The organism is Marisediminitalea lipolytica, from assembly GCF_001758465.1.
Classification (GTDB): domain Bacteria; phylum Pseudomonadota; class Gammaproteobacteria; order Enterobacterales; family Alteromonadaceae; genus Alteromonas; species Alteromonas lipolytica.
Genome location: NZ_MJIC01000014.1, coordinates 35,517 through 49,076 on the forward strand (window position 1 = coordinate 35,517; position 13,560 = coordinate 49,076).

Annotated in this window: 10 protein-coding genes; 4 read left to right on the top strand and 6 right to left on the bottom strand. The window is 46.4% G+C overall.

All coding sequences use genetic code 11. The annotated features are described in order from the left end of the window. The first annotated feature begins 184 nt into the window (after positions 1 to 184). A complete protein-coding gene (locus BFC17_RS11230) occupies positions 185 to 787 on the top strand; it encodes a hypothetical protein (RefSeq protein WP_070176579.1) in 603 nt (200 codons plus the stop codon). Between the two features lie 826 nt (positions 788 to 1,613). Then, on the top strand, positions 1,614 to 2,921 hold the full coding sequence (locus BFC17_RS11235) for a S8 family peptidase (protein WP_070176580.1): 1,308 nt from the start codon (positions 1,614 to 1,616) through the stop codon (positions 2,919 to 2,921). 92 nt (positions 2,922 to 3,013) lie between these two features. Here BFC17_RS11235 and BFC17_RS11240 read toward each other — a convergent pair whose 3' ends face one another. After that, positions 3,014 to 3,865 carry a LysR family transcriptional regulator gene (locus BFC17_RS11240; protein WP_070176581.1) on the bottom strand — a complete coding sequence of 284 codons (852 nt, stop codon included), beginning with the start codon at positions 3,863 to 3,865 and terminating at the stop codon, positions 3,014 to 3,016. A gap of 132 nt (positions 3,866 to 3,997) precedes the next feature. Here BFC17_RS11240 and BFC17_RS11245 point away from each other — a divergent pair, with 132 nt between their 5' ends. Then, positions 3,998 to 4,696 carry an FMN-dependent NADH-azoreductase gene (locus BFC17_RS11245; protein ID WP_070176582.1) on the top strand — a complete coding sequence of 233 codons (699 nt, stop codon included), beginning with the start codon at positions 3,998 to 4,000 and terminating at the stop codon, positions 4,694 to 4,696. Between the two features lie 114 nt (positions 4,697 to 4,810). Here the strand turns inward: BFC17_RS11245 and BFC17_RS11250 are convergent, their stop codons facing one another. Both BFC17_RS11250 and BFC17_RS11255 read right to left on the bottom strand, forming a co-directional pair. Further along, complete coding sequence (locus BFC17_RS11250) at positions 4,811 to 5,263, bottom strand: nuclear transport factor 2 family protein (protein WP_070176583.1); 453 nt, start codon at positions 5,261 to 5,263, stop codon at positions 4,811 to 4,813. 185 nt (positions 5,264 to 5,448) lie between these two features. Next, complete coding sequence (locus BFC17_RS11255) at positions 5,449 to 6,384, bottom strand: alpha/beta hydrolase (RefSeq protein WP_070176584.1); 936 nt, start codon at positions 6,382 to 6,384, stop codon at positions 5,449 to 5,451. Between the two features lie 152 nt (positions 6,385 to 6,536). Here BFC17_RS11255 and gloA point away from each other — a divergent pair, with 152 nt between their 5' ends. Beyond that, entirely contained in the window at positions 6,537 to 7,070 is a 534-nt protein-coding gene (gloA, locus tag BFC17_RS11260; protein WP_070176585.1) for a lactoylglutathione lyase, read from the top strand. Between the two features lie 74 nt (positions 7,071 to 7,144). On the opposite strand, the gene BFC17_RS11265 is transcribed toward gloA, so the two are convergent. From BFC17_RS11265 to BFC17_RS11275, 3 genes are all read right to left on the bottom strand, one after another. Next, positions 7,145 to 10,504, bottom strand: a complete 3,360-nt coding sequence (locus BFC17_RS11265; protein WP_373287163.1) for an amidohydrolase family protein — start codon at positions 10,502 to 10,504, stop codon at positions 7,145 to 7,147. Between the two features lie 140 nt (positions 10,505 to 10,644). After that, positions 10,645 to 12,174, bottom strand: coding sequence for a DUF3369 domain-containing protein (locus BFC17_RS11270; RefSeq protein WP_070176587.1), 1,530 nt, complete (start codon positions 12,172 to 12,174; stop codon positions 10,645 to 10,647). Between the two features lie 387 nt (positions 12,175 to 12,561). Beyond that, entirely contained in the window at positions 12,562 to 13,506 is a 945-nt protein-coding gene (locus tag BFC17_RS11275; RefSeq protein WP_070176588.1) for a transposase, read from the bottom strand. Positions 13,507 to 13,560 lie beyond the last annotated feature (54 nt).

The window sequence follows — 13,560 nt, forward strand, 5'->3', positions numbered from 1 at the left end:
GAAGATAGAGCAATACGGAGGGTATTTATTGCAGATAAAACCGGGGGGCTATTGCGACCAGCCTTATCGGTTAAGTAGTGAACAAACGTTCCTCAAATACGCCATAAATTGCGGTAGCGTGTTGAAATAGAGCGAGAATATCCGCTATATACTTTCATTTTCAGCAGCGAACAACGAGAGTTAAATGAATAAAATAGCGAGTATGGTGATTTTGGCGCCAGTGTTAGCCTTCGGCGGGTGCCAGTCCACCACAAATACCAAGCAAGAAAAAACGACATCGCATTACGACCGTGCGGCAATGGAACAGCTACTCAATAGCGTTATGAATCGCATTGATTTTGAAAACGCAGTACCTAATCAATCTTCATTCAAGGAGACCGGGTCACTTTCTACGACGACATTCTTTAGTCGGGAAACGAGAAAAATGGTTAGTTATGGTTCTGTAGCTGTTGAATCGAAAGCTTATGGTGCAACATTTTCTTTTACGGTAACTGGTGAATGTGAAATAACCACGAGTGATGAGCGATTTGACTCATTCATTCGGATTAATGGACAGAAGGTAAAAACGTTGGCCGCATGTCTTCCCAGCCCGGAGGTGAGTGAAACACTTGGAGCAGAGGTGAATTTTATGTCTCATGTGATGTACACCGACCAGGCTATTGAGTTTGTAACTAAGGAGATGCTTTCTCACTCGCAACTTTTCGCAGAGATTGATGGGCAGATGTGGTTGTTCAAGACTGAGGGTTTTATTAACGTGTACAAAGCGGCCAGTGAAGTAGCTATTTGATAGTCGGTTCCCTTACTGAGTCGTCATAAGTCAAAGACAAAAAATTCATGCTTTTGCCAGGTACTTGGCGGCCTTGGACTCTAGGATCACTGAAATGTGGTGCAGATAGATCGCGTTCACTTTGTAGATTGAGCGGACGGGTGGCGGACGGGTGGACACTCACTCTCGATGGTGATTCATTTGGTTCTAATACCGATTTTCCTGGCGTATTCGTAGGGGTATGGGAATTTTATTCCGGCACAGAAGGTGCGCTCCCTCTTATTCCCGCAATTTCTATTTCGATATGAGACGCAGGATTCGTTTTTGATGGGGTCGAAGGGGATAACGGCGATGGCTCCGGCGCTGGCCGCCCTTTTGCTACAGATTATCAGAGTATTTATGCTTATGGTTTTTCAGATCCATATGCCCCTGGACTCTATGGCATGATGACCGATACAGACGCTATCACGGATGACGTTGTACCTACACCAGCGCCAGCCGGATTAGCCCTATTGTCACTTGGATTTATCGGCATGCTTTTAGCGCGTCGAAATAACTAATCAGGAGCTTATGATAAAGGCAGCGGAAATAAATAGGACAGGCACTTTCTTGTTGTCCATAGCGATACAACCGTGATTTACAGCGCTTTAAGTAGCGCTAAACTCAAAGCAGCCGACAGAATTACCTCGAGTTTTTTCGAAAATTGTTCTTTGTTGTTCTTTGACTATTAGATTATGTTATTAAGAACTGAAGTTAAAAATTTAGTTTCAGTTAGTATGTCACCGCTAAGTTTGGAAATTAAGAGGCGGAACCGACCAATTAATAATTAAAGAAAACGGAGTTAATAATGACGACAAAATATAAGGGGAAAATAACCTCCATCATATGTGCAGTAAGTGTGGCTATTTTTCTTCCCTATCAAAGTGTTGCAGAGGAACAGCTGAATGTACCACTGTACAAGCCTGATATGGTGAAGTCACAAGAAGTAAGTGAAGAAGCGCTACAGGAACTGGTTAACACAGGTAGGTTTAGTGAAACAACAGGGCAACCAATTGTTAGAGCTTTCAATGCTGATATGGTAAACGTTGAGAATATCACAACAGACGGTGAAGGCGTTTATGTAGCGGTATTAGATACAGGGCTTCTTCCTGAAGCTCCATTCTTTTTCTCTGATGCAAATATTGCCTACGACTTGGCGAAAGGTTTTAGTCATGATGTCTATTGGGATAATGAAGTTGGAGGCATCGTTCTCGGACCGCTACGAGATGATCGTGGTATAGCGTCGAACTATGCGAGTGGTCATGGTACTCATGTAACCAGCACCATAGCAGGATTTAGCGTTAATGGTAGTTATTGGGTTGAGGGCATTGCTCCAAAAGTAACGATTATTCCTGTTTTAGTCTTGGATGCATGGGTCGTTGACACCCCAGAGGGACTGCAAGGCTTTAGTGGTGGTACGGATGAAATGATTTCCGCAGGTATTAAATATGTTGCGGACCTAGAGCTTGATGGCAGAGTTGTTATTAACATGAGTTTGGGTGGGGCAAGCCGTTCGCCAATTATCGAGGATGCTATTGATTACGCATTGAGTAAGAATGTTGTAGTGGTCGCATCAGCGGGTAATGAGGGGGAAGCCGGAATGGGGTATCCTGGAGGATTGCCACAAGTAGTGTCTGTAGGCGCTATTGGTTGGTCTCAGATGCTGGCAATGCCTAATCGTTGGCAGGAAGATGTCCCGGAGAAAACCAACAGTAATGATCTACTGGGTAATAATACTCAGTATTATCTTGCTGACTACAGCTCCCGACCAGTAAAAGCTTTGGGACAAAAGCACAAAGATCTAGATGTTTCTGCTCCCGGTAGTAATGTTGTAGGCCCGTATAAATCAGCTTTTGCCGATAATACCAATTATTACTTCTTATCCGGCACTAGTATGGCTGCGCCACATGTATCTGCGATAGCTGCAATGCTTTTACAATCTAATCCAACTCTTACTCCTAAAGAAGTCGAAAAGAAACTAGTTGGCGCAAGTCGCGGTAATCCATTGCCTGCTGACGGAGCGTTAATTGTAGACTTTGATGGTCTATATGACCTTAGTTGGAAAGGAGGCGACTACGGTTCAGGCGTATTGCAAGCCGACTATGTAGTGAATTAAATCTAATATATAAATTACCAAAAAACGGCCCTGAAAGGCCGTTTTTTGGTTTTCAGAATTAGACTATTATCTTTGGGGATTACATGTGGTCCTCAATTATTGATGAGATTTTCCAGCCATTCAATAAACTTAACGTTATGTCGGTCGCAACGTTTTGCCTTATCGGCAATGTAATAGCAAAGCGCTGAATCAACAGCTCTCGTATTAAGTGCTTTGAGCACACCGGCTTTAACATAACCATTCACGAGTGTGGTAGAACAAAACACTAACGCATTTTCTAGCATTGCCTGTTGGATCCCAAACAGCTCCTGATCAAAAGTTCTGACCGTTACAGGCTTATTCTGTAAACCATTAAGCTCAAGCCAGGCCTGAAGAGGTACTTTTGGCAGTTCGCTATTCTTCCAGTTAGTCGTGTAAATGGTTAGGTGCTCGGCCTGCTCATATTGGGGGGCCGACTGAGCAATACAAAACATGTTAAAGCGTTCCGTACTTAGAATATCATCTGCGTTCTGTTTGGCTGTTTCACCAAACCTGACCGGCAAATGGTAGCTATGGGTATCGATACTTTCGCCACTTGTTATATTTACCTGGACATCGGGGTACCTGCTATAAAACGCCTGTAGCGATGGAATTAGCACTAACGCAGCAAATGACGAGGTCGTAGACACTGTAATATGTTTTTCCGCTAGGGCTATTTTTTGGATGGCAGCGTCAATGATTTGAAATCCATGACCGGTAGCAGCCGATAGTTCCAAGCCTACAGAGGTGAGCTTTATCTTCCTTGCAGTGCGTTCAAAAAGCGTCACACTTAAACGCTGTTCCAGGTTTGAAATGTGATGAGATACCGCAGTAGGTGAAATCGATAATTCGGTTGCAGCGGCCTTAAAACTTCCGAGCCGTGCTGCAGCATCAAAGGCTTTCAGAGCGGGTAAAGAAACCTGCATTGCCATTCTCCTGTCATCATAATATTCAGAATGGATGAGTTAAAGTCATCTATAAGTGCATTTTACTCGTTTGTTACCTATGTTCAATCGCTTCAAAATAACAGCCAGAGTTAACTAATAAAGGTAATGAAAATGAGTATTATATTGCACGTGGATTCAAGCGTAAGAGCTGTATCCAATGCTAATCCTGAGCACGATTCAATATCTAAAAAGCTGGCAAAGCTGTTTATTAATCAATTAATAAAGAAAATCGAGATAGATGAGTATATCTATCGTGATGTTGGCAGTAACCCTCCGCACTTCATTACTCAGGAATGGATTGGGGCAGTATTCACTCCTGAGGCTAAAAGGGACAGGCAGCAATTGCAAACTCTCGCGTTGTCGGATGAACTGATAGCCGAGGTAGAGCGCGCTGATCTCATAGTTATGTCTGCGCCGATGTATAATTACGGTATGCCGGCACAGTTAAAAGCCTGGTTTGACCAAGTTATCCGAATAAATAAAACCTTCGACTTTGACTTAGCCCGTGGCGAAAAGCCACTGGCACCGCTGTTATCGGGCAAAACCTTAGTGATCATTACGTCAAGTGGCGAATTTGGCTTTGAAAAGGGGGGCGTTAACGAATCGTCAGGTCATCTGGTGCCGCATTTGCGCACGCTAAGCAAATATCTTGGCGTGGCAGATATTTACGAGATTGCTTCGGAGTATCAGGAGTTTGCTGATCATCGGCATGAACAGTCATTGCAAAACGCCAAAAGCAAAGCCACTGCATTGGCATCGAAGCTGGCGATAATTCTGCAAGGAAACACTGCACATACAAGCGATTTGTAAAGTTAAATATCAATCAGATAAACGCCTGTTCAGTGCAGTATCAGAAACTCCAGAATTGATTGAGTACTGTTTTTGTACTTGGTCAGTTCAGGAGCGCTGAACACTTTGCCAGCCTTAATTACTCACATGATTAGTGGTGTCATTAAATTGCCACAGCACATTAATGACCTTCCAGTTTCCCTCTTCGTTTTTATACAGGTGCATAAAATCAATCCAGTCGTCTGTGGTGAGTTTTACCGAGGCAACTCGTTTGTCGATGTCATAGATCTCTATGTTCATTTTGGGGGATTCCGGGAATTTATCTCCATTTATATTGTAGCGAGCGGCGAGATCAACCATGTCTTCATAACTAGACTCCAGGATAAACTCGTTACCATTAGAAGAGCGCCAGTAAGTTCGTTTGGCCAGTGATTTATCAATCCCCCTGGCCATCATATCCGGCAGAACTTTGTGCTGAGACTCAATATAGTCTTTTACCGCACGTTCAATAGCGGGTTTATCATTGTCTCTGGCCAAAGCGTGTAAGGACAACGCGCTACAAAATAACAATACTCCAACCAATTTCATGTTTGGGTTTCCTCCTGCAAGCTAATGTAAAAAGCTGGCCAAATTATTTTTATAAAAGAAAATACATATTGGAGGATTTATAGCAGTCAGGCCCGGCAGGGCACCAGTGTCAATTTGTAACAAGCCTTTAAAGCTATGCAGTGCCCAGGTAAATCTGGCTGGTGAAGACAGTCGCGTTAAATGGTTTAACTGTTGATAAACTTATCCATCCATTGGTAAACCTGAGCGCATTCTTCTTCAACCAGGCTATTTAACTGCATAAAGCCGTGCACCATGCCTGTGAACGTTTTTAACTCCACTGATACGCCCGCATTTTTAAGGGTATCGGCATAGGCATAAGCCTCATCCTGCAACGGATCGCAATCAGCGACAATTAAGAGAGTGCTTGGCATCCCGGATGTTGCAGGCATATACAGGGGCGAAATCTGGCGTCTTTCTTCGCCATGTTGCAGGTAGTTTTCGAAATACCAGGCAATGCCCGCTTTTTCCAGCAGGAATCCGGTTTGATAAGTGTCTATAGAAGCTTGATTCATCGTGTAGTCGAGACTCGGATAGACAAGAATTTGTTTACTAATCTGTGGTCCGTTGTTCTGTTGCGAGGCTGACAATGTTGCTGCCAATGCGCCCCCAGCACTGTCTCCCGCCAGGATAATCTCATCGTTAAATTGTATACCTGACAGCAATTCACGATAGTGGGTTAACAGAAATTTGCAGTCGTCTATGGCAGCAGGATAGGGATGTTCAGGCGCTAACCGATAATCCAGGGTGATAACGGTACTATGGGTAAACTTTGCCATCTTCCGGCTGATGGCATCATAACACTCCAGGTCACCACACATATGGCCGCCACCATGCAGGTGAAGTATCACCGGCAGCTTTTGAGTCGGAGCCGGCGAATAAATACGAAAGGGGATTTCTGTACGTGTGGCGGCACTGATAAAAAAGCTACCGTCTGACACATATTGAATTTCGGGTCCTTCACCACTCATTGCCGAGAGGTTTTGCATATTAGTGCGAGCAATCTCCGGCGTGGGCTGGATACTGTTCTGCAGTGCCTGCTGCCGGGCAAGGGAAACTTTTTCAAGAAATGCGGTTAATTTAGTTGAAACTGAATTCGCCAATGAAGCTCTCCATTTACCGGGTTGAAATCAGCTTACAACAGATGTAAACAGGATTGCCAACACAAAAGCCAGCCCCAATTCATTACCTGTCTTGCGTTATGGCTTTTCATCCCCAGTTTATTTAATCATGAATAAACTTGATGAGGCGAATGATGTCCCGACATTTTGAACAGGCAGAGGGATTGTGCGAAACAAAAGACCCAGCCACTAATGGTTTTGTGTTTAACCAGACCATGCTGCGGATTGCCGATCCCAAACGCTCGCTGGATTTTTATACCCGCGTAATGGGTATGACGCTGCTGCGCAAGCTGGATTTTCCCGAGATGGAGTTCAGCCTGTATTTTCTAACCACTGGCGAGGATTTTTCTGAAATCAGTAGTGACGCTGTTGAGCGCACAGCACAAACTTTTGGTCGCCCGGCGATGCTGGAACTTACTCACAACTGGGGCGATACAGCAGAAACTACTACTTATCACAACGGCAACAGCGACCCCCGTGGTTTTGGCCATATTGGTTTTCATGTGCCAGAACTCGAAGCCGCCTGTGAGCGTTTTGAATCCCTGGGTGTGGAATTTCAGAAACGCCTGTCTGACGGCAGTATGAATAATATCGCGTTTATTAAGGATCCCGACGGCTACTGGATTGAAATTTTCGATGCCAAACGTGTGGCAGATTTAGGTAGCTAGAGACTGCAATCTGTAAACCAATAGAAAAAAGCCGGAACCTGTGATTTCGGCTTTTGGCGTTTAAGAGCGCTTAACTAGTGGTTAGTATGCTTCCAGTGATACTGGTGGGCTTTCGCTTCTACTTCGGCCGCGGTTTGCTGTGGCATAAAGGCTTCATTGTTGCCTTCGAAGAAGAACGGCTGACGTTTTTGCTTGCTACCCATTTCGTTCATGGTTGCAACGTCATACACCCGCCCGTTAATCACGGTGTAGGTGACATACTCACTGCGGCGAATGTCGTTAAGCACATCGCCATCGGTGATCATCAGGTCGGCCAGTTTACCCGGCTCAATGCTGCCAAGGTCCTGGCCCATGCCTAGATGCGTTGCACCATCAATAGTAGCGCCGCGCAGGGCTTCCCAAGGGGTAAAACCGCCCTGATTCATCAGCCACATTTCCCAGTGTGCCGCTAAGCCTTCACGCTGACCATGGGCACCAATGTGCACACTTACGCCGTTGTCACGCAGCTCTTTGGCGTAGCTGGCTACATTTACGTGGTTGTACTGATCATCCGGTGCGGTTGGGCGACGAATAGCGCGGGCATCCAGAATGGTAGAAGGAACGTAACGCAGCAGGCGCTCGTTTTTCCACACCTCGGTGCGATCGTACCAGTATTCCTCGCCCATCAGGCCGCCATAAGACACCACAAAGGTTGGCGTATAGCCAAAGTCGGTAGCTTTCCACAACTGGGTTAAATCATCATAACCGCGGGCAACAGGTAAAGAGTGCTCAAGGCCAGTATGGCCATCAACCAGCATGGTCAGGTTTTGCTGGAATTTACCGCCGCCTTCCGGTACCACCATCATCTGCTGGTTTTTAGCTGCCCACAGCACCTGCTGACGCTGGTCACGGCGTGGCTGGTTATAACTTTTCACCGAGATAGCTCCGCTATCTTTCAGGCGCTGGACGTGAAAGTAAGCATCGTCGTAATTATTAATTACGGCTTTATAGCCAATTCCTTCGGCCCCATACAAAATGGTGCCGGTAGAATAGGTGCGTGGCGCAACACGGTCACCGGCGCGTTGCAGTTCAGACGCCGCAAAGATTTCTGTGGTGTCGTTCGACGGATCGTGAATAGTGGTTACCCCAAAGGAAAGATTGGAATATTGCATCCAGTTTTGCTGCGGGATGATTTCGTTGCGCCCCTGACCACCGTGCGCATGAGTATCGACCAGGCCCGGTAAAATGGTTTTACCCGTAGTGTCGATAAGCATAGCGTCGCTTGGGATCTCTACGTCGCCACGTTTGCCAACAGCAGCAATGCGGTTATCTAAAATCAGTACCACACCATCTTCGATGATTTCCTGGCTGTTATTGGCGTCACGCATGGTAACCACGGTACCGCCAACTAACGCTTTGTAGCCGGTAGGTTTGTCGCTGGTGGCGGTAAAGCTTAAATCCAGCCCTTCTGCGAGCGGATCCGGTAACTCTTCGGCCGTTTTACTGCCTGCAAATGCAAAGGCATCTTCCAGCGTGCGTTCAAAGTAATAAGGGCCGTGGAACCAGCCTACACGCTTGCTGTCTGGTGCCCAGGTAAGGTATTCACCTGCACGGTCTGAAAGCTGAGTCACCGGCATGGAAGACATATCCGGGCCAATGGTGACCTTTTTACCGTTATCCACAAATGGAGTAACGTAAGTATTAAATTGATGCACAAAAGCTACCCATTTACGATCGGGCGACAGGCGGTACTCGGCCACTTTATCGGCACCAAACAAGTGGGTGCGATGATCATCGCCGTTCAGGTTAACACTGGATAACTGAGTTGCACCATAGGGCGATTCGAAGTTGTACTCGGTAAAATACAGGCGTTCATTATCACCGGCAAAATGCGGTTGCGAGCCGCTGCTACTTACTTTTACTGGCTCGCCTTTGTCCAGGTTCATTACATACAAGCCGGGTTCTACTGAGTATTTAGGGTCCAGCAGGTAACCACCGGTAAATTTACGGTAAGTAATGTACTCACCATCCGGTGAAAATGCGGGTTCCACATAATGACCCGGTTCAGGGGTAATCACTTTGCCTTTACCGCCACGGGCCGAGATTATTCTTACCGCGCCCTGTTCCTGATCGTTCCAGGTGGTATAGATAATACGCTTACCGTCGGCTGAATAACGTGGATAGTACTCATCGTGCTCATCCTGGCGGGTGAGACGTTTGGTTTTGCCACTTTTTAAATCTTTTACGTAGAGTTTGCCGAGGGCCTGGAACAGCATGCTCTTACCGTCGGGCGATTTTTGCGACCAGCGGATCATTTTAACGTTAAAGGTATCCGGGGCTACATCCACATCAAAACGCAGGGCATCGGCATATTGCACCTTAGCTTCTACCGCTACATCAATACTGGCGACTGACTTATCGTTTACGTTAATTTTGTGAAACTTGCCGCCGGCCCAGTAAACAATCGCTTTACTGTCTGGCATCCAGTCGAAATAGGCATAGTAACCTTCTACCCCAAAACCTTCCTGCATGTCACGCTCCATCTCACGACTTAACAGGGTTTCCTCGCCGGTAGCCAGATCTTTAATAAACAGGGCGGTGTCATATTTTACGCGACGCAAGAAGGCGATGTATTTACCGTCTGGTGATGGTGTTGGTACCACTGCGCCACCGGTACCGCTGATAATACGTTCTTCTTCGCCGGTAGTACGATCAAAGCGGGTTACTGCAAAAATGCCTTCCAGCGGATCGCGGTTATAATCAAAGCGATAGCCCGGTACGGTATTTTGCGTGTAGTAGATGTATTTACCGTCGTGGGAGAAGGCCGGGTCGGTAATATTATTTTGTTCGCGCTGGCCGTTCACCCGCTCTTTAATTGGCAGGCCCGAGCCGCCGGTATGGTGATAAATCCAGATTTCGCCGGCTGGAATACTGCGTGACGAAGTAATGCCTTTAGTGACCACCAGATACTGCCCATCCGGACTCCATTTTGGAGAGTGAATGGTGTTGTTCTTTTCTTTGGTGATCTGACGCAGGTTTTCCCCATTGGCGTCCATTACCCAGACGTTAGACACGCCGCCACGGTCTGAAATAAATGCGATTTTGCTGCCATCAGGCGAGATGGCGGGCTGGATATTCCAGGCAAAATCCTGGGTGAGCGGTGTGGCGTTGCCACCATCAATATCGGCTTTGTAAATATCCCCAAGCATATCAAACAGAAAATACTCGCCGTTTGGCGCAACATCCAGACTCGACCAGGTGGTTTCGTTGGTGTTAATTGTCAGGTCGTGCAGTGGATAAGGAGGCTTTGTTACATCCCACTTTTCTTCGGGTTTGCTTTCGCTGTTTTCTTCTGCTGCCAGCGGTGTGCTGAGCAGGCACAGAGAGGTAAGAATAGCCGCGCTTAGGTGCGTTAATTTTTGCTTTTTCAGATACATTGTTGTCGTCAACGTCATTGTTATTCTCATCGTCTTTATTGTTGTAATACTAACACCGGAGGCGCAGAGCCTCCGGGTTGTTAACAGTCAGTATAAAGTATGTTTACCGCAATAGGCTGCCGTTCATCGGATAAGATTGGCGGTAAACTGAGAATCTCTTATTCGGGGTCGGGGTACTGGGCGCGAATGGCGGTGAATTCATCAAAATGGGTCAGTAATAAATCTACCAGTTTAGGATCGAACTGTTTGCCTCGCTGCTCGATAAAATGCTGGCGGATATGGTCTTCTGACCAGGGGCCTTTGTAGCAGCGTTTACTGCCGAGGGCATCGAACACATCCGCTACTGCGGCGATGCGTCCTACTATTGAAATTTCACAGCCGGTAAGGCCATTGGGATAGCCACTGCCGTCCCAGCATTCATGGTGCTCGTGAGCGATTTTTGCACCTACCAGCAATATAGGATTGGTGCTTTTTCGCAGCATGTCGTAGCCTGCTTTGGCATGCGTGCGCATAATCTCGCGCTCATGCTCATCATGAGGCCCGGCCTTATTTAAAATAACGTCAGGGATCGCCACCTTACCTACATCATGAAGAGGAGCGGCGAGTTTAAGTACTTCAATATCCGTTTCTGGCAGACCAAAATGTTGGGCCATCAGGGCGCAGATATGTGCCACTCGTCTTACGTGAGAACCGGTCTCCTTAGAGCGAACCTCTACCGCTTCGCCGATAATGTAGGACAGTTCTTTTTGCGATTCCCGGATCACTTCACGTAATTTTATGTTTTCGTGGGCGACGGCGATGTTGTTGGCAAAAAAGTTCAGCAGGTGATGTTGAACCGGCTCTAAAGGCTCATTTTTTGCCACATACAACACGTTTTCTAGTCCCCGGCGGGTGGTGAAATAGCTAACAAAATAATCACTTCCCTGAATGCTTTTATGCTGATTTAGGGCGTCTTCAATACGGTGCTGCACACTCACAGGAATGGCAGCCAGAGACTGCGCCTGTAAGTTACTGGCCAGCATTTTATATTTATTACCGTTTTGTTTATCCCGTGAGATGGCACAACAAATAATATCTGAAGATTCGATGCCCAGCAGCAGCGAGATTTGATTAAGAATAGTGGAAGCAAACTGGGGCAGGGTATCACACTCTATAAACTTGGTTGTGGCCGTGATTATTTTTTCCAGGCCCAAGCGGTGGCGCTCAATTAGCTTGATATCGCGGTATGCGCGCAAGGCCGCGTACATGCTGGTTTTTAGTCGCAGAGCAGTAAGTTCGGTTTTATTTTTGTAGTCATTGATATCGTAATCGCGGATCACCCTTTCTTCTGGCGCTTCACCAGGCTGACCGGTGCGCAAAATAAGCCGGATAACATGGTTGTTAAGGTTCTCTCTAACCCAGCGAACCAGTTCCAGGCCGGCCTGGGTGGTTTCCATAACTACATCGACAATAGCGACGGCGATAGTGCTCTGAGAATCAGCCAGTAAAATTTGTCTGGCCTCGTTGGCGCTGTTGGCAGTAATGATTTCCAGCGGTCGTTGCTCAAAGGTAAAGTCATTCAGTACCAGTCGGGTAATGGCATGTATTTCCGGCTCATCGTCGACCACAAGAATTTTCCAGGCAGTCAGCGCCTCTTGCTGACTTTCAACGTCTTCATCATCGGCAAATATAACTTCATCACCCAACATGGTCTGCGTACCTCATTACTTTCTTAACGAAACTATAGTACGCATTGGATAAAACTGCCTGTTTACATCGACAGGCAGTTTTAGTCATTTTGAGTCATTTTGTGACAGTCACTCCTACCCTTTTCAATTTGGACATTCACTCTAGTCAATTTATGACAGTAGTTCTTCGATGAGGACAGTCACGGTAGTCAGTAGTCACTTTATGACAGTAGTTCTTCGATGTGGACAGTCACTACAGACTTTTATCTCAGAATGCTAAATTCAAGCTGTTGGTTTGAAAAAGAGATCTCTGTTGTTGGTGCTAAGTCGTTCACTCTCTCAGTGAGCGGGGACTTGGAATGGAGAAGTAACGTTTAATCGACGTTATGCGTAAAAGTTCCGGTTAATTTAACCAGAACCTGCATGTTTTTTGCGTTGATTTGTTGATTTTTGAACACTCACTGAAGACTTAAATGCAGTCTCGATCCCGGTTACCATCTTATTCCAATCACACTGCTCCAATCCAACTCGGAGCAGAATTGGGGATGCTGAATCATCAATTTTCCCATTTCTTCCAGGGTGGAAATGCCGTCCTGACAGTTCAACCAGTTGAATATAATCTTCTACCCGAAAAGGGAGGCCGTCAGGCATGTTATTACTTGGATTGCCTGCGAGAGGAAGTAATTGCTCCGGTTGTCGATTTGACCTGGCTGCCTTGATTCGTTTTTGAATGCTTGTGTGCGCTGATGTTTCTGGTTTATCAGCTAAACAGGCGCGTACAGGATTTAAGTCGACATATGCCATACAGGCGGCTAAAGAGGCTTCATCCAGGAGCGCCTGAGACTTAAACCGACCTTCCCAGAAATGACCTGTACACTCATCTTCTTTATTAGCCCGACGGGCGATGAATTCGTTAAGCAACCGCATAAACCAGCTGATGTCATAAAGCCGCTGCCGGTAAATTTCAGCAAGGCTTGTCACGGTTTCAATTTCAGCTTCAGTCAAAGAATTGCATTGAGCTGGGTCGATGTAGCGCTGAGACAATAGCATGCCTTTGTAGAGCCGGTGCCATCGTCTGATGATGTCTTTAACACTTAATGCATCGGCCTTTTGCTTATTGATGCGTAAGACCACATGGGTATGGTTGCTCATTACCGCATAAGCGCATACATCAACACAAAATACCTCTGCCAGAAACAACAACCGGTCTTCTACCCATTGCCTGCGATGCTCGTAGCTCTTACCTGTTATTTCGTCCTTTCCACACAAATATGCCCGTCGCACACAGCGGGAAACACAATGGTAGTAAGGGGTATCTGCAAGGTTGATAAGGGCTTTACGAGGTCTGGACACACGGTTTCACTAAACTAGAAAAGTTGTGTGTTAATTGTGCCAGCACAAAGGCAA

Excerpts from the sequence above, each read along its gene's own strand:
- BFC17_RS11240 (WP_070176581.1), bottom strand. The coding sequence starts at position 3,865 with ATGCAGGTTTCTTTACCCGCTCTGAAAGCCTTTGATGCTGCAGCACGG.
- BFC17_RS11245 (WP_070176582.1), top strand. The coding sequence starts at position 3,998 with ATGAGTATTATATTGCACGTGGATTCAAGCGTAAGAGCTGTATCCAAT.
- gloA (WP_070176585.1), top strand. The coding sequence starts at position 6,537 with ATGTCCCGACATTTTGAACAGGCAGAGGGATTGTGCGAAACAAAAGAC.
- BFC17_RS11265 (WP_373287163.1), bottom strand. The coding sequence starts at position 10,504 with ATGACGTTGACGACAACAATGTATCTGAAAAAGCAAAAATTAACGCAC.
- BFC17_RS11270 (WP_070176587.1), bottom strand. The coding sequence starts at position 12,174 with ATGTTGGGTGATGAAGTTATATTTGCCGATGATGAAGACGTTGAAAGT.
- BFC17_RS11230 (WP_070176579.1), top strand. The coding sequence starts at position 185 with ATGAATAAAATAGCGAGTATGGTGATTTTGGCGCCAGTGTTAGCCTTC.
- BFC17_RS11250 (WP_070176583.1), bottom strand. The coding sequence starts at position 5,263 with ATGAAATTGGTTGGAGTATTGTTATTTTGTAGCGCGTTGTCCTTACAC.
- BFC17_RS11235 (WP_070176580.1), top strand. The coding sequence starts at position 1,614 with ATGACGACAAAATATAAGGGGAAAATAACCTCCATCATATGTGCAGTA.